This is a genomic window from Nostoc sp. FACHB-280 (genome assembly GCF_014697615.1).
Taxonomy (GTDB): Bacteria; Cyanobacteriota; Cyanobacteriia; order Cyanobacteriales; family Nostocaceae; genus Nostoc_B.
This window is the reverse complement of sequence record NZ_JACJSD010000007.1, coordinates 137,189-162,162: the sequence shown is the minus strand read 5'-3', so window position 1 is coordinate 162,162 and position 24,974 is coordinate 137,189. Positions and strand designations below refer to the sequence as shown.

Sequence of the window (24,974 nt, the reverse complement as noted above, 5' to 3'; positions counted from 1 at the left end):
ACACAATATGGAGCTACAAAAATGGGCGATAATAACTGGACTAGAAGATATTTTCTCTTAGGACTAGGAACCACAACAGCCGGAATTGCCTTATCATCCTGTGGAATTTCGGGAGATAAATCTGCGTCAGGGCTGACAAAAGAAGCCTTAGCAGTTCAACCCGTAGTTAGGTCTCAAGACTTAGAAAAACCTGATATTACTGTTGGTTACGTCCCTGTTAATGATTGTGCGCCATTTGCGATCGCCTGGAAAAAAGGTTTCTTTCGCAAGTATGGTTTAAACGTCAAACTCAACCGTGAAGCCAGTTGGGCAACTTCCCGCGACGGTTTAATTTTCGGTCGTTTAGATGCTTCCCCCGTTGTCTCTGGGGCTGTCACCAATGCCAGAATTGGGGCTGAAGGCGCACGCCACGCACCTTTATGTGCAGCCATGACCATTCACCGCCACGGTAACGCTATGACGATGAACAAAGCTATGTGGGATTTTGGCTTGCGTCCGTGGTACGAATATCAACAACAATATGGCGAAGGCGCATTAGAAGCCTTTGGTAAAGATTTCCGCGCCTACTTTGATAAGCAGTCAGCAGAAAATAAAGTTTGGGCAGTAGTTCTAAGTTCCGCAATTTACGAATACTTCGTGCGTTACATATCTGCGGCGGCTGGTGTTGATCCTCTCAAAGAATTTCGCGTCATCATCGTCCCGCCTCCCCAGATGGTGACAAACGTGCGAATTGGGGCAATGCAAGCTTATATGGTAGCCGAACCTTGGAACACCAGAGCCATTACAGGTAACGAAAACATTGGTTTTACCTTTGCCCAAGGTAAGGAAGTCTGGTTAGGACACCCCGATAGATTATTAGGCGTGATGGAATCCTTCATCGATAAATATCCTAAAACCTATCGTTCTCTGGTAAAGGCGATGATTGAAGCTTGCCAATATTGCAGCAAACCAGAAAACCACCAAGAAGTCGCCGAACTACTTACAGACCGTTCCTTTACAGGTGCGAGACCAAAAAATAAGAATGCACCAATTACCAAATTTACAGCCCCAGGCATTTTAGGAAGTTACAACTATGGTGGGTTTGACGGCAAAGACCGCACCATCCAAGCGGCTGATACTACCATCTTTTACGATATTCCCGACAACTTACCCAAACAACCAAACGAACACGCAACATTTATGTGGCGGTCGAGAAGTATATGGTTAATGACCCAAGCCGCACGGTGGGGACAAATTCAGGAATTTCCTAAAAATGCCGAAGAATTAGCCGAAAAAGGTTGGAGAACAGATTTATATCGAGAAATAGCAGCAGAAATGGGTATTGAATGCCCGAAAGACGATTACAAAGTTGAAGCAGCAGAAGTATTTATTGACAAAAAACCCTTCGACCCTAGTGACCCCGTAGGATACCTCAAAAGTTTTGAGATTCGGGCTAAATCTCCGGTGCGTTTTTTTATGTCTTAGGTATTAATTCTCAACATTGACTAACAAATAGTTCAAATTTTAGCGGAGCCTTTGATGATGAAATATACACCCACTTCAATCGATACTGAACAGCAAGTTATGTCTCGTAATAACTTCTTAGAAATTGAAAATTTAGTCAAGTCATATCCGACACCCGATAAAGGTAATTTTGTGGTTTTGGATAGTGTCAATCTCAGCATTGGTGAAGATGAATTTATTTCCGTAATTGGTCATTCTGGTTGTGGTAAATCAACTTTGTTAAAAATTGTTGCCGGGTTAGAAACAGCAACTTCTGGTTCAGTGCGACTAGATGGCAAAGAAATCCGCAAGCCAGGTGCAGAAAGGATGATGGTCTTTCAAAACTACTCCTTATTACCTTGGTTAACTGTTAGAGAAAACATCCGTTTAGCCGTAGATGAAGTGTTAAAAAATGCAACTCGCGCTGAAAAAATTAGCATTGTTAACGAACACTTGGCAATGGTAAACTTAACCCCGGCAGCAGATAAGTATCCTGATGAAATCTCTGGAGGTATGAAACAACGAGTAGGTATTGCCAGGGCTTTAGCAATTCGTCCCAAAATGTTGCTGATGGATGAACCTTTTGGGGCATTAGACGCATTAACTAGAGGAAAATTACAACGGCAAGTATTAGATATTTGGGAAAACAATCGCCAAGCCGTGATGATGATTACTCACGATGTTGATGAAGCTATTTATATGAGCGATCGCATCGTCCTAATGACTAATGGCCCAGCCGCTAATATTGGGGAAATTTTAGAAGTACCTTTCGATCATCCACGCGATCGCGCCGCTATGCGTAATTCCCAAGAATATTTTGAATTGCGTAATTATGCCTTGAACTTTCTTGATAGATACTTCACCCAAAATGAGTAAATTAGTTTATTATTTCTTTTAGCGGGTCGCCTAATTCAAATTCATCCACAATCGTGATTTGAAGCGGAGGAACCATATACATGGGGCTAATCTTTCAGAAAGACACCTTCCAGTCTTAGCCCGTCAGCTAACTCCGTCGGCAATGGAGGGAACTCCCAAAAATTTGGCTGTAATAACAGTTATTATTGGGGTTTCTTGAAATAAAGGATAAAAATGAATCCTGAAGAATCAAGTCTCAAGGATGAAATTACTACTGAAAATTTCATACTTCACACTTCATACTTCATACTTCATTCACCCTGCTTCTCATTATTAATTCATTTGCTTTAGGAGAAGTTAAACTGTGAACATTAAGCCAATGTTAGTGCGCTTGCAAAGCGCCATAGGTAGAGATGATTTAGTTGAGCAAATGGTGTTAATACCAGAGCCAAAAAGCAGTAATTTGACAAATTCTCCCATAGCTAAAGCCATCAATTTAATTGTTGGTTATGACGCTTCACCTCATAGTCACACAGCACTAGATATTGCTTTTTGGATTGCTCATCAAACACGTTTAGCAACAAATCAGCAAGTTATAGTCCAAGCTGTTTATGTAGTAGAACAAAATCAGAGTGAAAAGTCTTTAGATAAAGTGAATTGGGCAGATTATCTAACTCCCTGCGAATGTGGAGTTAGTAATATGTCCCAATCTGCAACCTCGGTCTTAACTCAACCAAAAATTAAAGGTATCGCCCAGCCTTTACAAGCACAAACTATTACTCATCTAGAACAAGCTGATAAAATTCTTTGGCAAGCACGTAGTTTAGCTGAAGAATGGCAGGGTTCTTTTAAATCGCATTTACGCTTCGGTAACGTTGCTACAGAATTAACAAAAGTTGTGAAATTAGAAGCGGCTGATGTTTTATTGCTGGGGTGTAAATCTATTAATCATAAGATGATTCAGGCGCTAGGTTTTAAGTTTCCTTGTGCGATTTTAGGTGTACCCAATGGCATTGATGAATAACTACTGGATGAAATAACAGTAATTCTTGAGCTAAATCAGATTTATAGCAAGCCACCTATACTTTAGGTGGCTTTTTCAGTAATATGCAACTAACTAGCTAGACATCAAGAGGTCTAAAGTGGAACATTGGCAAGCTATCCTGAGTGTTTTCACCTTTTTGGGTGTAATTCTCCTAATTATGACGGAATGGGTGCATCTAACTATCGCTGCTTTATTGGGAGCATTGCTATTAGTTTTCACCAACGTTATGACATTAAAAGAAGCTGTGGGTTATATCGGTAATAGTCATGGAACATTAGGTTTATTTTTTGGTGTGATGGTGCTTGTCAGGGCATTTGAACCAACTAAAATATTCGATTATTTAGCAACTCAGATTGTAATTATAGCCAAAGGTGATGGCAAACGTTTGTTATTAAGTATTGTGGGGATTGTTACGCCGATTTGTGCAGTCTTACCCAATGCCACAACCGTAATGTTGTTAGCGCCATTAATTCCCCCAATGGCACAAGAAATAGGCATAAATTTTGTACCATTGTTGATATTAATGGTGTTTATAGCTAATAGTGCAGGTTTATTAACCTTAGTTGGTGATCCGGCAACGTTTATTGTCGGAGATGCGATTAATATTAGTTTTATAGATTATCTGTGGAACTTAAGTTTAGGTGGAGTGATTGCTATTATTACAGTCACAGCAACACTACCATTTTTATTTCGGAAAATTTGGCAGACTAAACTTGATAGTCTTGAGGAATTACCACATCCCCAAATTAATCATCCACGAGTATTAACTGTGGGGGCGGTGATTATAGTCTTTGTCTTAATATTTTTTGTGATTGGCGAATCTTTACCAGTGCCGATTTCACCTGCTGCTGTGGCTTTATTAGGTGCAGCTTTGGCATTGTTACTATCTCATCACAGCCGCATTGATACTGTTAACAATATTTTACGTGATGTTGATTGGAGTACATTAATATTTTTTATGAGTATTTTTGTATTAATTGGCGGCTTAGAGAAAACAGGTGTAATTAGTGGTTTATCAGGGTTTTTGGCAATTATTCTCGGAAAAAATATCATTCTCGGTTCTTTAGTTTTATTATTATTTGTCGGCATATTATCTAGTGTCGTGCCGAATATTCCTTTGGTGGTGGCAATGGTACCCTTACTCAAGCAATATATTGTCAGTGTAGGGTTAGCACCAACAGAAGTGTTAGCACAAGACTTTCAAGGGCAATTTCCGACTGAAGTTTTACCATTGTTTTACGCCATGATGTTTGGTGCAACTTTGGGAGGTAACGGTACACTTGTAGGCGCATCTTCTAACATAGTTGCAGCCGGAATTTCTGAACAACATGGTCGCCGCATATCATTTAAAACTTTTCTGCATTACGGTATTCCCGTAATGTTTTTACAACTAGCAACTTCGGGATTATATGTGTTAGTGCGATTTTTAATCTAGACATAATCACAACTAATACAAATTCCTTCTGGAGAGGGATGATTTTAACAGCACGTATTTAAATATACTTACGTGTATGGTTTTGTCGTGGCTATAAATGTTGCATTATAAGTATAAGAGCCAAATCAAAATCAGCTTCAAAAAGGATCAAAATTATGAACCCGCCTGAAGAATATACCAACTACAATGCACTAGAACCAGGACAAGGGGGGTTGAATCAAGTCAATAACAAACTACAATTTACTACTAATGGGATTGGTGAAACTAACAGCTTAGATAAAGTCCGAGATATTCTTTTTGGCAACCAGATACGTGATGTTGACAAAAGATTGACTCGCTTAGAAGAAAATTTAATTTCAGAACTTGTCAGCTTGCGAGAGGAAAACCGCAAACGTTTAGATGTTTTAGAAAGTTATATCAGACAAGAAGTTGATTCGTTAACAGAACAACTGAAGAAAGAGCAATTAGAGCGTGATAGTGGGATGCGATCGCTCTCGGAAGAGCAGAAAAATAGTAACTTATCTTTAGAAAATAAAATCGCTCAAGTTGACGAACAAACTACCAACCGTCAACGAGAACTGCGTGAACATATCTTGAATCAATCGAAAAATTTACAGGATGATATTCAGCAAAAGTATGAAGAGATTTTAGCGGTGCTGAAACGCGAAATGCAAGACATTCAAAGAGAGAAAACAGACCGTTCTAAGTTGGCTGCTTTGTTTACAGAACTAGCCGTACGGCTAAATACAGATCATAAATTTTGAGATGAAATTTCAGTTACTTATGTAGATTAAGGGATTTGGGTAATGAATAACTATCCCCCGAATCGAGTACCTCCAGAAGCTAAAAGCATGAATGGAGAATCTGTTAACTTAGATTCTCTCAATCAAGATGACCTCTCTTTACTTCGCAGTTTACTCCTAGGGATTGAACCTTCTCAACTAAATAAACTCTACGACAGATTAAATAATCCGCAAATTCAACCAGAAGATATCAGTCGTTTGCTTCCCGAAGCTGTGGTTTTGCGTTCCAAGCAAGATCAACAATTGGTAGAAGCAATGGTTTCGACTGTGGAACAAGCAATTCAAACCTCTATTAGCCAAGATGAAAATGTTCTTTCTGAAGCATTTTTTCCCATTATTGGCCCAGCTGCTCGCAAAGCGATCGCCACCGTTTTAGATGAAATGATGCAATCGCTGAATCAAGCCTTAGAAAATAGCCTGTCGGTACAAAGTTTTCAATGGAGGTTAGAAGCCAGAAGAACCGGAAAATCCTTTGCAGAAATTGTTCTGCTGCGGACTTTAATTTACCGCGTTGAACAAATATTTCTGATTCACAGACACACTAGTTTATTGCTGCATCATGTCAGGTTACAACAAGTAGCTGTTCAAGATCCCGATTTAGTAGCAGCGATGTTGACAGCAATTCAAGATTTTGTCAAAGATTCTTTTAAAGTCCAGCAAGAAGATACATTAAGAAGTTTGCGCTTTGGCGAACTCACAATTTGGGTAGAAGCAGGGCCACAAGCAATTATCGCGGGGATAATTCGTGGTAAACCGCCGCAAGAATTACGCGCAGTTTTTCAAGCAGCTATTGAAAAACTACACCTCAAACTCGGAACAGAACTGCATAGCTTTACAGGCGAAACCGAACCATTTCAAGCTAGTGAACCTTATTTAGAAAACTGTTTAGCAGTACAGTATAAAACTCCGGCTCGGCAAAATTATACCTATGCTTGGACTTTTTTAGGTTTAATGGCGATCGCCGCAGGAATTTGGGGCTTTTTTGCTGTGAGAGAAAATATCCGTTGGCAAACTTATCTCCATAAATTGAACTCCCAACCAGGAATTGTGGTGTTGAACACTCGATATTACAACGGGAAACACTTTATTTCAGGAATGCGTGATCCTGTAGCTGTAGATCCCAACACCCTCATCCCATCAACAAATTTGCAGCCGGATAAAGTTATCGCTAAATGGCAATCTTACTTATCATTAGAACCACAAATCATTACTAAAAGAGCCACAGAATTACTGCAACCACCACCCACCACAAAACTACAAGTAAATGATTCTGGCATTCTTGTGGCTAGTGGTTACGCACCACAAAAATGGATTTTAGAAGCTCAGAAACTCTGGCGTTTTATTCCTGGAGTCACACAATTTCAAACTAAAAACCTGTTAGCAAATGAACTCAAAGAACTAGAATCGGCTAAAAAGAAAGTTGAAGCTACGACATTTTTATTTGTCGAGGGCAAAGATGAGTTAATTTCTGGAGAAAGTCAAAAATTGCCGCAGTTACGGACAAATTTTTCTACCCTTTTCAAAATAGCTCGATTCTTAAATAAAGATGTACAAGTTTTAATTCGCGGTCACACTGATACTACTGGTACAGAAGGACAAAACTTACGCTTGAGTCAAGTACGCGCGAATAAAATCTTTACCGCTTTAAATGTGCCGCAAATTAATGCTAATCAATTTAAACTTGCAGCTTTAGGTTCTACACTACCTTATCAGCCAGAACTAAATTTAGATGCCAAAAAGCTCAATCGCCGCGTGTCTTTTCAAGTATTCCTCACTGACAAAAGTAAATAAATATGCTGCAAAAGAAAATATGTATGGTAGGTGCATTTGCCACTGGTAAAACTAGTTTAATCGCAAGGTTTATCTATAGTATTTTTTCTGAGAGATATTATACGACTGTTGGAGTCAAGATTGATAAAAAAACGCTTAATCTGCAAGGCAATGATGTTAATTTAATTCTTTGGGATTTGTATGGTGAAGATGAGTTTCAAAAAGTCAGAATGTCTTATCTGAGAGGTTCATCCGGCTATATTTTAGTGGTGGATGGCACAAGGCGCAATACTTTAGATAAAGCTTTTGAGTTACAAACTAAAGTAGAAGAAACAGTTGGTAAAGTACCTTTTATTTTAGTATTTAACAAATGGGATATGGCAGAGGAATGGGAAATTGAACCCCAGGAGTTAGATAGTATTCTCAGCAAAGGCTGGAATGTAATTAAAACGAGTGCTAAAACAGGACAGGGTGTGGAAGAAGTTTTTCAAACACTTGCTCATCAAATCATCAATCGATAAATGGCAGACATCCCCAAGGCTATAGTTTTATATATTCTCAATTTTATTATCGAAGAGCGATCGCTTGCTTATCTCTTAGTCAACAAGAATGGTGGTCTAGAAGCCTGGGGTGGAAAACTCACTGAGTATGGGATTACAAATCTCAGTCCAGGAATGCAAGTATGCGAACAAATTTTTTTTCTAGAAGGGTTACTACCTATAGATGACTTTCCGTTATTCTTACCCTTAATCAAAATCGCAGAGGGTATTTGTGCAGATGTCCATATTTTCCCCTCAGAGGAAGGTGATTGGGTATTACTATTAAATAGTATTTTAGATGAAAAGCATCTGTCGGCTATGCAGCAAGAAGCAAATTATTCCAGTCTAGCACAAGAAAAATCTGATAAATTAATAAGTAAGGATTGAAGAATTACCCGTCAAAATTTAGAATAATTAATCGATCCAATCTTTCCTAAAAGAGAGATTTTAATCATCTAAAAATTAATCAGTGACCTAGAGAATAAAAAACTATATTTTTTATAGGACTCAGATTTAATTTTGAAAAAAAACTAGGTACACTTCTAATCTTTTTGTCTTGTTCCCTTTTGCCAATCTACACGATTATGTTCAGTGAGCAAATCAGATTCCGATATATGTTCATGATATGACTACAACTATATTATCTGACTTATTCTTAGGCTTAAATATTTTAGTCTTAGAAAGAATTCAGATTGGATTATTTAGAGTCACAGCTCAACCACCTAGCTGGTTACAGCGTTTTTGTAGCCAGAATTTAAGATTTGGGATGGATATGTTAATTCCGCAAGAGGAATTTGCATTTTTAGAGAATTTTCTGTTTGATGCCGAAGATTTTTGGAGTGAAAATAGGCTTGGTAAGCTAAATTCTGGTCTTTGGAGTCAAAAAAACTTAAATGGTTACGAAGAGCAGTTAGAAGCTTATGCTCTTTGTGTTAATGAAAGTAAAGTTTTATTAATTGAATTGGCAGAAGATAAATTTAAATATAAACAGCACCTGATTCAAGCGGGTAGAGAACAACAATTAAATTATCAACGATTATTAAAAGATAATCAAAGAAAAGAAGTATTAGTTAATTGCATTATTCATGATATTGCAGGACAACTTAACGCCATTAATTGCTGTTTAGCATTGCTAGAGTTTGAGAACTTAACAGATAAAGGCAAAGAAAATTTAGAAATTGCTCGCAAGCAATCTATTAAGCAAGAAATGTTAATTAGAAATATTTTAGATGCTTTTTCAGATGAGGTGCGATCGCTAGAAAGTTGTATCATTGATATTGATACTGCTCCCGATATTCTACTGGCTGTAGAAGAAACTATAGAACTATTTCAAGCTAGTTTTGCCCTGACTAACCAAAAGTTACAGCTTGCGCCTAACGTTGATAGAACAGCCGATTGGAAAGTTGTAGGCGAACAATCGCGCTTAGATCGAGTTATTACAAATCTGGTGGAAAATGCTTATCGCCACAGTCCAGAAGACTCTACAGTAACTATTAATTTGCAAGCAGAAACAGAATATATTCTCTTCACTATTGATGATGAAGGTGAAGGTGTACCACCAGAAATGAGCAATAATTTATTTCAAAAGTTTTCTCAAGGCCAAAATCGTGCAGGTAGAGGTGGAATTGGTCTTTATTTTTGTCGAATGACAATTGAACGTTGGAGTGGCAATATTGGTTATTTACCACGTCCCGAAGGCGGTTCCCGTTTTTGGTTCCGCCTTCCCAGACCATTAAGAAGGGTGTAGGGTGGTAAGGGCATAATGTGCAATTTTCAAGCGTGATTGAGCCGCACTGTCTGATGACGGCGGAAACTGTAATAAGAAGCGATCGCTCGATATCACCATCCCCGTTGACGAAAATACCACGAATTTGATTAATCACTTAAATTTGAGCTATTTCTGGAATAAGCTCCCTGATTTTTTTGAGAAGTCGGGGAGCTTATATTTTGAAACCAGGGATTTTAGTTATTAATTTTCTTGTTGAATTATGCCATTCTGGCGTGATTACAGAAATTGATCCCCATACCTCAGCGTATGATTCGCTAGAATCGCCTTTATGAATTGAAAATTCACATTTTGATTTGCTTATGCAGCGACGCTCAACGATGGTGATAGCATTTTTACTTAGTTTTGTTCTAAGTTTTATACCTTTTTCGGGAAATGTGATTAATGCGGTAACTCCAGCCGCAGTTGCGCCTGTATCGGGATTATCTTTTACCCAAGGAGTTAAAAAAACTATATTAGAAAACGGTTTAACAGTGTTAACTAAAGAAGTTCATACTGCCCCGGTGGTGAGTGTGCAAGTATGGTACAAAGTTGGTTCACGCAATGAAGGTAAAGGCGAGAGTGGTATTTCTCACCAGTTAGAACATTTGATGTTTAAAGGTACAAAAGACCGCCCTGTACAGTTTGGCCGTTTGTTTAGTGCTTTGGGTAGTCAGTTTAATGCTTTTACAAGTTACGATGAAACAGCCTATTTCGGCACTGTGCAACGAGATAAACTCCAAGCATTGCTGATTTTAGAAGCAGACCGGATGAAAAATTCTTTGATTGGGGCTGAACAACTTGCTAGTGAAAAGCGTGTTGTAATTTCTGAGTTGCAAGGTTATGAAAATTCACCCAGTTACCGTTTAGGTCGGGCGGTGATGAAGGCGGCTTTTCCCAATCGAGCTTATGGTTTATCAGTCGGTGGTACGAAAGCAGATGTGGAAAAATTCACTGTCGAACAGGTACGAAACTATTACCAAACTTATTACAGTCCTGACAATGCGACTTTGGTCATTACAGGTGATTTTGCCACAGAACCTGTACTCAAGGCGGTGAAAGAAAGTTTTGGCAAGTTGACGAAGAATCAAAAGTCAACTGTCGAGAGTCAAGAAAGAGCTGTTAGTCAAAAACCCAAATCTCCCACTCCCAACTCCCAACCCTCAACTCCCATAGTTTTAAAAGAACCAGGAAGTGCGGCCCTGTTAAATGTTGTCTATCCTTTGCCAGATATCAGACATCCTGATGTACCAGCAATTGATGTGATGGATGCAATTTTGACAGGCGGACGGAGTTCGAGACTTTATCAAGCTTTGGTGGAATCTGGTTTGGCAAGTTCTGTGGGTGGAAGTGCGGCGGAATTAATTGAACCGGGTTGGTATGAAATTGAGGCGACAGCCGCACCTGGTCAAAAGTTAGAGAAAATTGCCCAAGTTCTGCAAACATCTTTATCAGAATTACAACAAAAAGGAGTGAGTGCAGCAGAGTTAAACCGCGCCAAGACAATATTGCAAGCTTCTTTTGTGTTAGGTAATCAAGATATCAGCAGCCAAGCTAATCAGTTGGGGTATAACCAAACTGTAGCGGGAGATTATAAATATATTGAACGCTATTTAGCTGCGATCGCCAAAGTAACGCCCGAAGATGTCCAACGAGTAGCGAAAATTTACCTTGTTCCAGCTAAACAAACCATCGGCTTTTTTGAACCAACTCAACCAGATGGTCAAGCCGGAACTTCTGGTTCTGGTTCTGGTCGGACTGTGGAAAACTTTAGTCCTGGTCAACCTGTAGACCCGGCCGAACTGGCGAAATATTTACCACCGGCGAGTTCATCTACAGGATCTAATCAGCAACCTCTACCACAACAGTTTTCTTTAGCCAATGGTTTGCGAGTCTTACTATTACCCGACCGCAGTCTGCCCACAATTAACATTAGTGGTCAAATTGATGCGGGAACTGAGTTTGATAGTAATCAAAAAGCTGGACTCGCTGTTCTAACTGCGGAAAACTTAATGAATGGTACCCAAACTAAAAATGCTTTGGCTTTAGCCCAAACTTTAGAAGATCGGGGAACCAGTTTAGAGTTTAGCGCCAGCCGCGAAGGTGTCAGCATTGCAGGTGAAGGGCTGTCGGCTAACTTGCCAATTTTAGTGCAAACTTTGGCGGATGTAGTACAGAATGCTAATTTCCCCGCTGACCAATTAGAACTGAGTCGTCAACGCACGTTAACTAATTTGCAAGTGCAGTTAGATGACCCCAGTACTTTAGCAAGGCGCGTATTTCAACAAGCCATTTACCCAGAAAATCATCCTTTCCACAGCTTTTCCACAGAAACGAGTTTAAAGAGTATCACTCGTGACGATGTGTTGAATTTTTATCGTCAACATTACCGTCCAGATACAACCACACTCGCTATAGTGGGAGATTTTGACCCAGTGAAGGTGAAAGATTTGCTGAATCAAGCTTTTGGGAAATGGCAAGCTGAAGGTAAACCACCTGCGTTGAATTTGTCGACAGTACCCCTACCAAAAACTTCCACCCGCTTGAATCAAGTGATTCCTGGTAAAGCGGAGGCTGTAACTTACATTGGTTACAACGGTATTTCACGCAAAGACCCCCGTTTCTATGCTGCTTTGGTGCTGAATCAAATTTTAGGCGGTGATACTTTATCTAGCCGTTTGGGTACGGAAGTGCGCGATCGCCTTGGTTTGACTTATGGTATCTACAGTGGTTTTGCTGCGGGAATTAATCCCGGCCCCTTCTTAATTGAAATGCAAACTGCGCCTACAGATGCCCAAAAAGCGATCGCCAGTACCCTCGCTTTACTCAAACAGTTACGTGAACAAGGCATTACAGAATCAGAATTAAATACTGCAAAACGTTCCATTACTAATAGCTACCCTGTAGAATTAGCGAATCCCAGCGAAGTTGCCAGCATCATTTTAAATAATGCTGTCTTGGGTCTTTCACCCGCAGAAATCCGCGAATTTCCGCGACGCATTCAAGCTGTAAATATGACGCAAATTCAACAAGTCATCAAAGATTTAATTCAGCCAGAAAATGTCGTGATTGTGACTGCTGGCCCTGGTGATACGGCATCTAAATAAGGGTAACTTATTGATGATTTGACTGCTGTATGTCAATCCTCAATCATTCATAAACAAGTAGATACCCGACTGCTTAAAGAAGTCGGGTATCTAATTCAGAGCAATTTCTATCATCGTCTCAATTAGCAATGAAATAAACATCGCATTCGCAAAAATTATCAATGCGATCGCCGAAATTCTACTTTAATTCCTCACCGACAAAAATATCCGATCACGTCCTGCGGCTTTAGCTTGATACAAAGCAGCATCAGCAGCACGATACAGCGTTTGCACATCATGGCCATGTTTCGGGAACTCTGCCACGCCGCCACTAATGGTAACAGTAAAACTTTCTTGATTGCTGGTTGTAAATTCTATGCCGCGCAGAATATCTAATAAATTATTTAACCGCTTAATTACCTGTTGTTGAGTAATACCATACAAGCCAATGATAAATTCTTCCCCTCCCCAACGCGCTACTACATCTTCCTGACGAAATGATTGTTTTAAAAGTTTTCCTAATTGGCTTAAAACTTGATCTCCTGCATCATGACCATACTGGTCATTGATATATTTAAAACGGTCTAAGTCCAAAACCACAAAATAAAATGGTTGATTTTGGCGTTCAGCAAGGTGCAGTAATCTGTTAAGTTCTTGGACTGATTTGCGCCGATTCGTAATTCCGGTTAACGCATCAATTTCGGCTAACTTACGAAGAATTTGGCTACGTTCTAAACGACAAAGCACACGCGCTAATAATTCTGGTTCGACAATTGGCTTGGTGACATAATCATCAGCACCAGCTGTAAATACTTTTTGTACTATGTGGGTGTCTCTGTGTGCCGAGAGAAATAATACAGGCAAATTACTCCATTGAGGGTCATTTCTGACAACTTGACACAAATCTATACCGCTGAAATTTGGCATTTCCAAATCTAAAATCAGCATATCTGGCATAAACTTTTCTAAGGTATCCCAGAAATATTGCGGATCATCTAGCAAAGTTAGTGTAAATCCCCAAGGCTGGAGAATTGTCCGCAGAATATCAAGGGTTTGCGGGTCATCATCGACAATCAACAGTTTGGCTGATGATGTTGTAGATTGTTGCAGAATAGTGGCGATCGCTTCCATAATCTCTGATGGAAAAACTGGCTTTTGTAAAAAACCTCTACCGCCCATCCTGGCAACTTTGACTCTTTGTGCAAAACTATCTTGAGATGTAAATACTAATACAGGTATAGGTGGATGCAAGGCTGTTAACTCGCCCAGTAATCCAAAGCCATTTTCCGCAGATTGAGGAAAGCACAAATCCAACAATACAATATCAGGTCGAGAATTGGCGATCGCTAACCTCGCCGCAGATATACTATCAACGACCACAGTTTCAATCCCTGAAATGCTTGCTTCTGCTGCGACTTGTTGTGCTAACTGCACATCATCATCAACAATTAACAAGCGATATTGTTGATTGAGATAGGGTGGTTTCACACCTGACTGTTGTGGAACTAGTTTGAAATTTTGCTTTAATGTGTTTCTTAATTCCACCAGCAAGGTTTGGATTTGTACGGCTTGGGTGTTACCTAATGTTTCTGTAGATTTGAAGATAGTTTCTATGTTGTGACACAACTGAGTCGCGCCCTCAAAACCAAAAATCCCCAAGGAACCTGCTAAAGTATGAGCTTGTTGTTGTGCTTGTTGGCGCAAGTCTTCAGTTAAGGTATTTGCTAACAAAGATTGAGCCGCTTGCTCAATAATTGTAATGCGATCGCTATACTTGACCTGATAACGTTCCCATAATCCAGCCAGTTGAGTAGTTACTCGCTGTTCAATAGAAGAATTACTTGGATTTTCCCCATCTGCTTTTTCACTGTATTTTGGCTGTTCCGTCTCCACAATTTGCTGCTGCAAATTACCAACTTCTAACTCTTGAGTATTCAGGCGATAACCAAATCCATAGACAATTTCAATCAAGTCAGCCTTCACACCTGCTGTCCTGAGTTTAGAACGCAAACTCTTGATGTACTTTCTTACCGTATCTTCCCCAGCAATTTCATCAACAGACAATAAATATTCTTGCAGAAAACTGTAGCTAAATATCCGCCGACTATTGCGTAATAAAAGTTCTAGTAAAATATATTCCTGATTGGTCAAGGGCAAAATTTTCCCTTCATAAGTAATTTGACCACAACTCGCATCAAGACGCAAAGCCCCTAACTCAATGGACTGTGTAGTCCTGATCATACTTCGCCGCAACAAAGCGCGGATTTTCGCCAATAATTCCTCTAAATTAAATGGCTTCATTACATGATCATCTGCTCCTGCATCTAACCCAGCAATTGATTTAATACATTGATCTTCTTCTATAAGTAATAGAATTGGGATATTACCACCTTGATCCCGTAGATGCTTGCAAATACTTATACCGTCAACTGTTGGCAAGCTCACATCTAGCAAAATTAAATCATAGACATTTCCTAACGCAAGTCCTAAAGCACTTTTAACATCAGTAGCTACCTCCAAAACATAATGTTGTGCTGCAAGTGCTACCCTCAGTATTTCAATGATATTTGTATCATCTTCTACTATTAGAATTTTCACAATAAATTTGTCGTGAATTTAAAATTTTAAATTTGATAAATTAATGGTTACTTCTTCATCTCAACAGGATATATAGTCAATCAAAAAACTTGGCTTAACATTAAATCTCTAATTTTATTTGCTCGCAAAATATTTATAACCAGCACCAACCTGTTATCTATATTGTATAATATAAGTCTTCACACTTGGCTCATCAGAAAAACATTAAACAAGAAATTGGGCAAATCAATCATTCCCAACTTGCATTTGAGTAAACTGTTTCTGACTTACCTACATAACTCGCCTTCTTCAAAAGAGTAGTAATTATTTAAGTACATAAATTTATCTAATAATTAGGATAAACAAAAATGACAAAACAAATTTTAGTCAGTGCAAGTAGAATTGCTCCACCTCGGTGTAGCAGGAATAATTTGCAAACCATTTGTGCCATTAGATGTAGTTGATCAAATCTGCTAAGTTATCAACTGGTAGCAAGAAAATACCCCAGTATAAAATATGTGATGATATTGGTTTTAAGTGAGCTTAAAATGCTGGAATGATTGGCTGTTTACTGGATATAAAATTGTGTTCAAACATTATGTTACCATCCCCAAAACTTCCTGAAAATTAGTGCGAGTTTGAGAGATTTACAGAAATTACAGCAGTTTGTATATTCATGAAATACTGTAGAGAATTTATATATAAATTCTCTACATAGTTTTGGTTTTTACCCTTGTACCTCATATAATAATTCAGAAATCAGAAGCAAAATGATTGATCAATCAAGTATTTGCTAGACAGTGATTTTCATAGTCTAGAACCATGAGTCATTCAACTGTAATCACTTCTGAGTTCTGTATTCTGAATACCTACAGACTTTTGACTTCCAACCACCTCTGTAAAAAAGGTAGATGTAGCTAAAAGTCTTACATTATCTACATTTCAACGTTTATTTAAGTAATAGTATTGCTTTTTAAGCCGATTTGTGGGAAATTCTAATTTAATCATAACTACGGTAAATCGGTAGATTTTTAGTAGTTAACGAAAATGTATAGATAAAAGCGGCTGTTAAAGTCAGCCTCAATTCTGATGCGTAGATTATCTGCTAAGTATCAGAAAACAGGCAAATCTTTGCACCTGCAAACAGAAATTCTCTCACGCATCCGGTTTTGATGATGCGCCATAGATAAGCAACGTCTACAAACAACTGCTTGTAGCGATATATCGTCTTGACTTTTTTATTGAGGAGCAAATCTGATGCAATTTGAATCTGAATCAGCAAATCAAGCGCAAAGCGAAAGCCAACATTCACCAACTCGTAATTCATTTATTAAACGCTTAAGCAGACGTTCATTTCTTAATCGCACGACGATGTTAACAGCAACTGGGGTAGTTGCAGGTGTGATGGGTTCCACAGTTTCGTCTTTCCGCAAAGAAGGTATTGTTCAAGCTAGTGGACGAGATGTTGTTGGGCGGTTTAACTATAACAGGTTTGTGGATAGAGCCTACCGAGTTAGGTTAGAAGCTGCCAGACTAGAACGAAGTTTTCCGATTCCACCTCATCCTACCAACGGCGATGAGCAACGATATGCTAACAAAATTGGCAGTGACTCTAGAGGCTTACCTCACAACCAAAGAGGTGAAGTTAACCTAGAAGCTTACAACTCTTTAACTACAGCACTCACCAGACAAGACCCCAGCCTATATGAAAGGATTATCTTGGGTGGTACAAGAAAACTAGTCAACCCTCAAGGGCCTTTGGCAATTAGCCTTGAAGGTATCAACGCGGCTCAAATAGGAGTACCAACACCACCAGCGTTAGCCAGTGCAGCCCGCGCCGATGAAGCCGTGGAATTATACTGGCAAGCTTTACTGCGTGACGTGTCTTTTTCTAAGTTTCAAGATAATACAGATGATCCAAATGTTTTGGCAGCTGTTGAAGAGTTGAACAGACTGTCGGCTTTTTATGGGCCAAAAATCAATGGTCGTGTCACCCCGCAAACTTTGTTTCGCGGTACTGTTAGCTATGTTGACCCCTCTGACCGTTCTGGTAGAACTGCAAAACACGTCACTCCTCCAGGGGTGTTAAACGGCCCTTACATTTCCCAATTTTTACTGCGGAATATTCCTTGGGGAACGCAGTATATTTTGGCCGTTATTCGGACTGCGCTCCCTGGTAACGACTTTTTGATTGACTTTAACGAATGGCTGACTGTGCAGAATGGTGGCAATTCTGGCAGAGCAATTAATTATGACCCTACACGCCGTTATGTATCGACTGTGCGTGATTTGGGTGAGTTTGCCCATATTGGTGGTGCTTTGTATTACGGGGCTTCTTTGCTTCTCAGTTCCCCTGTAAATTTACGTGACCCACTCATTGACGGTGGTATTGGCGCACCATTGAATCCAGGTAATCCCTACGTTAATTCTCGGACTCAAGTGGGTTCTGCTGCGACATTTGCAGTAGGTCATTTGCAAGCACTATTAAGTTTGGGAACTTCACGAGCAATTCGCGCCTCATATTGGCAAAAGTATTATGTACACCGCATTTTGCGCCCAGAAGCCTACGGTGGATTAATCTACAACAATCTTGTCAACAGAACTCAATATCCTATTCATCCTGAGATATTAAATTCCCAAGCTTTGGCAAAAACTTACAGCAATTTGGGTACTTATTTGCTACCACAAGCTTATCCAGAGGCTGCACCTTTACATTCTTCATACACAGGTGGCGCTGCGGCGATCGCAGGTGTTAATGTGACATTGTTAAAAGCTTTCTTTGATGAAAATTATGTCATTCCTAACCCAGTAGTACCCGACCCCAGCGACCCAACAAAGTTAATTCCCTACACTGGTGAACCATTAACAGTTGGTGGTGAGTTGAACAAGTTGGCAACTAATTATGCCATTGGTCGCGGCCACGGTGGTATTCACTGGCGGACTGATGGTGCAGCAGGTTTAGCTTTAGGCGAAGAGGTGGCTATTAGCCTCTTGAGAGATGAAAGGTTAGGTTATATCGAAGATTTCCCAGGCTTTACCTTTACTAAATTTGACGGCACCAGAATTACTGTGTAATTTGATTGGTAGTAATAAATGCGATGGTATATGAGCGATCGCATTTATTACTATAATTTAATTGACCGTTTTGTAAATTAAAAACACCGAACCAATTGCACCGCCATTTTCGACATAAATTTTACCGTTGTAATATAATCCCGGCGACCCACCCCCATCAAATAACATTCCTTCTTGAATTTTGCCTAAACAGTTATTTCGGGCAATTCCAGATAAAACATCATCAAACATATCTGGCATTAATTCCTGATTAACTTGAGAAGATTCAATAACTGAATTAGCTTTGATATCATTCACTAATAAAATTACATAACCTTTACTAGTTGTCGCCACCATAGAGCGATTGATTGCTTCTTTACAAGCAAGTTCTCCTAAATCTTGACAAATGTCTTTAAACTTACCTTGACGATAAAATCTACCATTCCCACCCACTAAATTGTAATTCAAAAGATTGTTACTTCTTCTTCCGGCTTGAATTGTAGCGATTCGCTCTTGTGGTTTACCTCCCGAAATACCAAAAGAAGAACGCCTATTTTGAAATGCCCCTGAATACTCAACACCACGGGAAATATTTAAGCCTTGTGGTTTATCGTCAGTTCCTATATAGTCGGCGTTAATCGCTACTAGTGGTCTTTGGCCATTTAATAGGGAGTTGCGATCGCTAATAATTTCATTAAATTGCTTCGGTACATAATTTCTGATAAATTTTCCCTGTTGATTTTTAGCATAAAGCTTGTGAGATAAACCCACATTCACCTTGAAATCTAACTTGGGTGATTTAGGATTAAAAATAATCACATGATTAATACCCTTGGCAGACTTCTGTCCTTGATTATTAGTTTTAAAAAATTCTAGGCTGAATTGAGGATTTTCACCAGGGCAAGTTTTTGCAGCTTTAGTTGACGAATTGGCTGTATCTTCTTTACAAGCTAATAGCAAATTGATTGTAATACTCAATATACATAAGAGAAATATTTTTTTAATCCACATATTAAGATAATAAGAACCCGCTACAGAACGACTATAGCGGGTAATAATTCAAAATTCCAATTTCGGCGGATTATTTAGAAAATCCATTCGGGAATAGCTTCTTCTTTGGTGTTGGTATTGCGAGATGGTGTTTCACGATTGAACTTCATGTGAATTGAGCGTGTTTGCTCACCATCAGCAGCTACAGCCAAAATTGGGTAGTCGATTAAACCATCTTGGAAGGACATCTGGAAGCGGAATGTGCCATCGGGATTCAGTTTAATTTCACGACCACCAATGGTTACGGTAGCGTCGGGTTCGGTTGCACCATAAACAATCAATTCAGCATCGGCAATTAACCAGAACTGGCGGGGACGAATTGGTGCAGCAGAAGCGGAGAAGCCAACACCAGACATTCCTGCACCAGACATGGTTAAACCAGACACGGTGGGAACTGCCCACATACCGACACCAGAGGGGAAGACGTAGGAACTGATAGCTTGTTCGGGGCGTACAGAACCAGCTACGTGCTGCATGGAACCAAACAGAGAACCTGCGACCCTTTGTGCTTCGGCAGACTCGGCTAAACCAAAGATTTGGTCGTAGATGGGGTTGCCACCATTAACTCCTGCTGCTGTCGCCAGTTTCTTAGCAGGTGGTACTAGTTCGTACAGAGTTCTACCACGCAGGTCTTCTTCAAAGTTGACGGTGATGAAGACATCTTCAATCCAGTCAGATGGGTACACAGGCGGAATGTGTACTTGAGCAGAACGAGCCAAAACTAACCAACGACCATCAAAAGTCCGATAACCAATATCGATGACATAATCGCGATCGCTCACAGGGATGGGTAAATACCATTCTCTAGCTAGTTCATCAACAGGATATTCTTGGATGCTGTGGGGGCTTTGATAATCAAGGTTGATGTCGGTAACATCATAAATTCGTAGTGCTAATTGCTGTCCACCTTGACGACGCAGTTCTTCTTTATGGTCGTTGGGAATATCCCAATAAGTGTAAGCCCATTGGGGATCGCGGGGTAAAAGCACAATCCGACTTTCACCATAACCACCCGGTAGATCGGCGAGTCCTTCATCAACATCAGCCAGAGAGCCACCTGTACGGTCTTCTTGACCCAGTTCAAATTTTGCTGCTTCCACGGTTTCCTGTGCCTCAAGTGAACGAGATGGACTAAGGGATGCTTTGCTGCGCTGCACTTCTTGAATTGCTGCCAACAATTGTGATTTACGCATTCGGCTGTAGCGGGAGACGCTATATTCACTGGCTACTTTACGTAGTTGTCTCAGTGTCATCTCCTCTAGCGGTGGGCGTTCTTTTGCCATTAATTTGGCCTCCAGTAGTTTGAAAGGTAATTATCTCTCTGAGTTAGAGAATGTTTGATAAAAAAGCCATTCTTCTCAGATGAATTTCTTATTCCTGACTCCTGGTTTTGCCCAGTTTTTAAAGTTTTTTAATTTGCTTTTAAAATGAGGGTCACTCCCTATTTAATTTCCTTAAATGCTTGAGTAAGCATTTTTCGGGATCGGAGGAGTCGTTTTGTTAAGTCAATACTAACCAGTAACCCTCAGTGTTGATCAAGGGGTCTAAAGGCACTTTTTTCAGGCTTTTACGAATTTAATAGCTTTGACGGGATCATTTTGTCATGGTTTTTTGACATTTGGGATTTACAACTCTCTAAATTGTCAATATTTCATGACTTATATAGAAATAAAGCAATCAAACCCTTGTGGATAGATGATCTCATCTCAAATCCTGGCATTTAATTTGGAGCGATCGCCTAGTTGTAAGGTAAATACGTCAAAATCTAAATAAAAGCGAACTTTAGCAACCATGCAGATTACTCAAAGCCTTCATACAGCCATTCTCGTTACTAACTTAGAACGCGCTGAAAATTTTTACACTCAAGTGTTGGGATTATCTAAAATCGACCGTTCCCTAAAATATCCTGGTGTATGGTATCAAGTCGGCAACTATCAAGTTCACCTCATAGTCGCATCCACAGTACCAACCGATAACCCCAATGAAAAATGGGGACGTAATCCCCATATCGCTTTTGCAGTGAGTGATTTAGAACAAGCTAAACAAGAACTGCTGAGTCAAAATTATCCTATTCAAGCCAGCGCCTCTGGTCGACCCGCCATCTTTACTCAAGATCCCGATGGAAATGTGATTGAGATCAGCCAGCAGTGATTACATACTCGTTATTACAGCAGTGTGATGTAAATCAAATTAGCCGCTTTACCCAAACAACCAACACGGTCTTACTACTATGGAGTAAAGGCAATTTTAGCTACACTTACTTTTGATAAAAGTGTCATATTTCCAGTTTTGATATCTACAGCAAACACAGAATTCTTCGACTCATTATTGAGATTAGCAAGTGCAATAAGTTGACCCGAAGGAGAGAAAGTTAAGCTAAGTATGTCACTGGATAAATATTTTCTGTTGTATGTTAAACCCGCCACAGTAGTAATTAATAATTTACCTGTAAGTAGTGAGGTTTTGTTAGGATCTAGCTGCACTAAAGTTGTTCTACCTTCTGAAGTCAGAATAGTTGCATAAAACTTGCCATCAGGACTAAGAGCAAGATTACTGAAGCGTGCATTTCGTGGTAGTTCAGGTAACTTTAACTCATCACCAGAGGTAACCTTACCATTTTTGGGGTCAATCATCACTAGATAGAAAGGAGGAACACCATTATTCGCACTAGCAATTCCAATAATTTTGTTATCTTTGGTTCCTAATACTCCTTCGATTGTATGATTACCATTTTTAAACCCTGAGATTTTTTTAGCCTTTGCTTTCTTAGATTTACTATCCGTGAATATAAGTTTACTATGATTACCTTTTTGGGTTGTTTCTACTGTAACCATTGCCATTGTGGCATCTGGTAGGCTGGTAAAACCAGTGATGCGGCTTGATTCAGTATAAAACGCTCTTTTAGCAGCTTCAATTTTTGTAGTTTGATTATCAACAATACTTGTAGGAATATCTGTACTTAATTTTTCACTCCCAGTTGTTAAATCTAAAGACACTAAAGTAAATGCTGGACTAGTATTTTCTACATCTGTAGAGATTTTAGCATTTTGCTTATTTTGGCTTGCAGGCATCCGAACTCCAACTAGCGATCGCGCTGCCTCTTGTGCCAAGGTTTTATTTTTGACAAGATTAACTAGCATTGTTGTGGCTGCGCTAGCAATAACTAAGTGTCCAAATTGTCTACGTTTGATTTTCAAGTACATAAATCAAAATCCTAAATTTGATATTGTTGAACGAAACAGGGTTAGGTTTTAGCTAATAAAAATTCTTGATTTTGCCAGAAAATAAAGCGATACAATAGCATCTGTATTCTAAAATTATTTTCTGGTTGAATACATGATTATTGAATAATAACAAGATCAAAAATTACTAATTGTGTCTTGTTATTCCTATTTTAAAAATAGAATATATAGTGAAAATTAACTGAACTACCTTAGACTTCTTACAGAAATATTTTTTGTCTTAGAGCTTTGCTGATTCGCATTATTTATCACTAACAGTGGCAAAAAAACCTTGCAAATAATTACTTTTACAAGATGTCTAGTGATTTAAACCGAATATCAAAATAGGGTGTAGGAATGAGGCAATAGATAAGCAATCACCTTCAGACTTATCTATATGATTTCTCTATAATGCCTGGAGCATGATTAACAATGAATATCCTTCTTGATTTATATCTGTTAAGTTGTTAATAACAGCATTTTATTTCAGTAGTAATCAATTAACAGCATTTTCGATTCACTCTCATCAAATAAATTGGAACATTACAAATTAGATTCTTGCGGATTTTTAAGCGCAAGCAATCTTAAACCGAGTGATTAAAAAAAGTTAAATAGGGAAAATCATAAATATCAGCATTTTAGCTAGTTAATGGTCAAGAACTATCTTGTGTAAGATAATTCTTCGCTAAGTAACATCGCTCTAATATCATTATATACACTTTAAAGAAGAGTATGATGCTAGTCATACTGAAACTTTAAAATATCTTTGCTAATAGCATAGATTTCATATTGATGAATTAATGATTAAGATAAAAAATAACATCAGAATGATTTACCAAATCTTTACTAAAACTTATTCTTTACCTCATAAAAATTGATGCTTTATAAAAGTTGATAGTTACAGAAAGCTGAATTCACGGGACTTGTAGCTGATGTTTGTGTCATATAACTATTGATAGTTGATTTATTGACTAATGAAAGTTATTGCCTACATTTATTGTGATCTACTCCTAGACTCTGTGCCGCAAAACATTAATTGGCAATGGGAGGTAGAACGAGTTTATGAAGATTTGTCTAAGAGAGATACTGATGGATATACTGTACGATCGCAACTACAACAATTACTCATAGACTGCCAACATGAACCAGTAGAATATTTGCTGGTTCGTCGTCTGGAAGAATTAGGTGATACGGTAGAGGAAGTCAGCGATCGCTTAAATGAATTAGAAGCGATGGGTGTAGCTGTAATTGCTACTGAACAATCCTACACATCAGAGCAATCCCAGTTTCGGGCTGAATTACTAAAACTAATCCAAGAAATTCAATATCAACAAAGAAGTCGGCGTATTCGTCAAGGACACGCCCGCAACCGCCTGGAAGCCGCACCCCCACCCGGAAAAGCACCTTATGGTTATCGCCGTGGTCAGGGAAAATATATTATTGACCGCAGCACCTCCCCCGTAGTGAAAGACTTTTTTGATCACTTTTTACTCTACGGTTCCTTACGGGGCGCAGTGCGTTACTTAGCGAAAAAATATGCGAAAAAAATTTCTGTTACCACTGGACGACGCTGGTTAACAAATCCTGTTTATCGGGGAGACACGGCTTATCTTAATGGTGAAATTATCTCTGATACCCATACGGCGATTCTTTCTAAAGAAGAAGCAGCCCAAATTGACCGACTGTTACGCCGTAATAGCCGCTTACCATCTCGAACCGCCAGTGCGCCACGTTCTTTAGCTGGGTTAGTTGTCTGCGGCGAATGTCAGTCTCATACAACAGTTACTCGTGTTACCCGTCGCTACCAAGACCAAGAGTATCTTTATTTACGTCCGATTAGTTGTCCTCGCAGTCCCAAGTGTCGCGCCATTCCCTACCAAGACATTTTAGAATCGACGATCGCTAAAGTTTGTCATGATTTACCATTAGCAGTAGCCGGGATGAATTCTCCAGAGTTGGATACTGTCAAGAATAGTTTAGGAGATGCGATCGCTCGTCAACAAGAAATCTTAGCTCAGTTACCTGCTTTAATTGAAAGTGGCATTTTAGATGTAGAAACAGCCAAACTCAGAGAATACAAACTCCGCACAGAAATCTCTGCACTCCAAGCCAAGTTAGCCACACTTCCCCCTGTCAATCTGCGTTCTGTCGCCCAAGCCGTTTCTATTCCGCAATTTTGGTTAGATTTGTCAGAAACAGAACGACGCTTTTACCTCCGGGAGTTTATTCGTCAAATTGAAATTATCCGTGAAGATAAAAAATGGGATTTACGAATAGTATTTATTTTTTAGC

The 24,974-nt window shown here is 39.3% G+C and carries 18 protein-coding genes and 1 riboswitch; of the genes, 13 read left to right on the top strand and 5 right to left on the bottom strand.

Annotated features, from left to right (window positions below; all coding sequences use genetic code 11):
* The first annotated feature begins 21 nt into the window (after window positions 1-21).
* From H6G75_RS07580 to H6G75_RS07540, 9 genes are all read left to right on the top strand, one after another.
* Complete coding sequence (locus tag H6G75_RS07580; RefSeq protein WP_190979330.1) at window positions 22-1,464, top strand: ABC transporter substrate-binding protein; 1,443 nt, start codon at window positions 22-24, stop codon at window positions 1,462-1,464.
* Window positions 1,465-1,521: 57 nt separating this feature from the next.
* Window positions 1,522-2,358 carry an ABC transporter ATP-binding protein gene (locus H6G75_RS07575; RefSeq protein WP_190589509.1) on the top strand — a complete coding sequence of 279 codons (837 nt, stop codon included), beginning with the start codon at window positions 1,522-1,524 and terminating at the stop codon, window positions 2,356-2,358.
* Between the two features lie 17 nt (window positions 2,359-2,375).
* Window positions 2,376-2,513, top strand: a riboswitch (cyclic di-AMP (ydaO/yuaA leader).
* 203 nt (window positions 2,514-2,716) lie between these two features.
* Complete coding sequence (locus H6G75_RS07570) at window positions 2,717-3,361, top strand: universal stress protein (RefSeq protein WP_190979388.1); 645 nt, start codon at window positions 2,717-2,719, stop codon at window positions 3,359-3,361.
* A 118-nt stretch (window positions 3,362-3,479) separates the two neighbouring features.
* A complete protein-coding gene (locus H6G75_RS07565; RefSeq protein ID WP_190979329.1) occupies window positions 3,480-4,817 on the top strand; it encodes an ArsB/NhaD family transporter in 1,338 nt (445 codons plus the stop codon).
* 155 nt (window positions 4,818-4,972) lie between these two features.
* Window positions 4,973-5,581 carry a hypothetical protein gene (locus tag H6G75_RS07560; RefSeq protein ID WP_190979328.1) on the top strand — a complete coding sequence of 203 codons (609 nt, stop codon included), beginning with the start codon at window positions 4,973-4,975 and terminating at the stop codon, window positions 5,579-5,581.
* A 42-nt stretch (window positions 5,582-5,623) separates the two neighbouring features.
* Window positions 5,624-7,411, top strand: coding sequence for an OmpA family protein (locus H6G75_RS07555; RefSeq protein ID WP_190979327.1), 1,788 nt, complete (start codon window positions 5,624-5,626; stop codon window positions 7,409-7,411).
* A gap of 2 nt (window positions 7,412-7,413) precedes the next feature.
* Entirely contained in the window at window positions 7,414-7,911 is a 498-nt protein-coding gene (locus tag H6G75_RS07550; RefSeq protein WP_190979326.1) for a Rab family GTPase, read from the top strand.
* Window positions 7,912-8,316, top strand: a complete 405-nt coding sequence (locus tag H6G75_RS07545) for a hypothetical protein (protein WP_190979325.1) — start codon at window positions 7,912-7,914, stop codon at window positions 8,314-8,316.
* Window positions 8,317-8,554: 238 nt separating this feature from the next.
* A complete protein-coding gene (locus tag H6G75_RS07540) occupies window positions 8,555-9,676 on the top strand; it encodes a sensor histidine kinase KdpD (RefSeq protein ID WP_190979324.1) in 1,122 nt (373 codons plus the stop codon).
* On the opposite strand, the gene H6G75_RS33470 is transcribed toward H6G75_RS07540, so the two are convergent.
* Window positions 9,662-9,796 carry a hypothetical protein gene (locus tag H6G75_RS33470; protein ID WP_277884076.1) on the bottom strand — a complete coding sequence of 45 codons (135 nt, stop codon included), beginning with the start codon at window positions 9,794-9,796 and terminating at the stop codon, window positions 9,662-9,664. The genes H6G75_RS07540 and H6G75_RS33470 overlap by 15 nt on opposite strands.
* 221 nt (window positions 9,797-10,017) lie before the next feature.
* On the opposite strand from H6G75_RS33470, the gene H6G75_RS07535 reads away from it, so the two are divergent.
* Window positions 10,018-12,801, top strand: a complete 2,784-nt coding sequence (locus H6G75_RS07535; protein WP_190979323.1) for a pitrilysin family protein — start codon at window positions 10,018-10,020, stop codon at window positions 12,799-12,801.
* A 183-nt stretch (window positions 12,802-12,984) separates the two neighbouring features.
* Here H6G75_RS07535 and H6G75_RS33765 read toward each other — a convergent pair whose 3' ends face one another.
* A complete protein-coding gene (locus H6G75_RS33765; protein WP_190979322.1) occupies window positions 12,985-15,378 on the bottom strand; it encodes a response regulator in 2,394 nt (797 codons plus the stop codon).
* Window positions 15,379-16,614: 1,236 nt separating this feature from the next.
* Between H6G75_RS33765 and H6G75_RS07525 the strand changes: the two genes are divergently transcribed.
* On the top strand, window positions 16,615-18,432 hold the full coding sequence (locus H6G75_RS07525) for a vanadium-dependent haloperoxidase (protein ID WP_190979321.1): 1,818 nt from the start codon (window positions 16,615-16,617) through the stop codon (window positions 18,430-18,432).
* Window positions 18,433-18,489: 57 nt separating this feature from the next.
* Here the strand turns inward: H6G75_RS07525 and H6G75_RS07520 are convergent, their stop codons facing one another.
* Window positions 18,490-19,422, bottom strand: coding sequence for a phosphodiester glycosidase family protein (locus tag H6G75_RS07520; RefSeq protein WP_190979320.1), 933 nt, complete (start codon window positions 19,420-19,422; stop codon window positions 18,490-18,492).
* 74 nt (window positions 19,423-19,496) lie between these two features.
* Entirely contained in the window at window positions 19,497-20,744 is a 1,248-nt protein-coding gene (locus H6G75_RS07515; protein ID WP_190979319.1) for a DUF4912 domain-containing protein, read from the bottom strand.
* A 508-nt stretch (window positions 20,745-21,252) separates the two neighbouring features.
* Here H6G75_RS07515 and H6G75_RS07510 point away from each other — a divergent pair.
* A complete protein-coding gene (locus tag H6G75_RS07510; protein WP_190979318.1) occupies window positions 21,253-21,612 on the top strand; it encodes a VOC family protein in 360 nt (119 codons plus the stop codon).
* Between the two features lie 77 nt (window positions 21,613-21,689).
* On the opposite strand, the gene H6G75_RS07505 is transcribed toward H6G75_RS07510, so the two are convergent.
* On the bottom strand, window positions 21,690-22,664 hold the full coding sequence (locus H6G75_RS07505) for a hypothetical protein (RefSeq protein ID WP_190979317.1): 975 nt from the start codon (window positions 22,662-22,664) through the stop codon (window positions 21,690-21,692).
* 992 nt (window positions 22,665-23,656) lie between these two features.
* On the opposite strand from H6G75_RS07505, the gene H6G75_RS07500 reads away from it, so the two are divergent.
* A complete protein-coding gene (locus tag H6G75_RS07500; protein ID WP_190979316.1) occupies window positions 23,657-24,973 on the top strand; it encodes a recombinase family protein in 1,317 nt (438 codons plus the stop codon).
* The last annotated feature ends 1 nt before the right edge of the window (window position 24,974 follow it).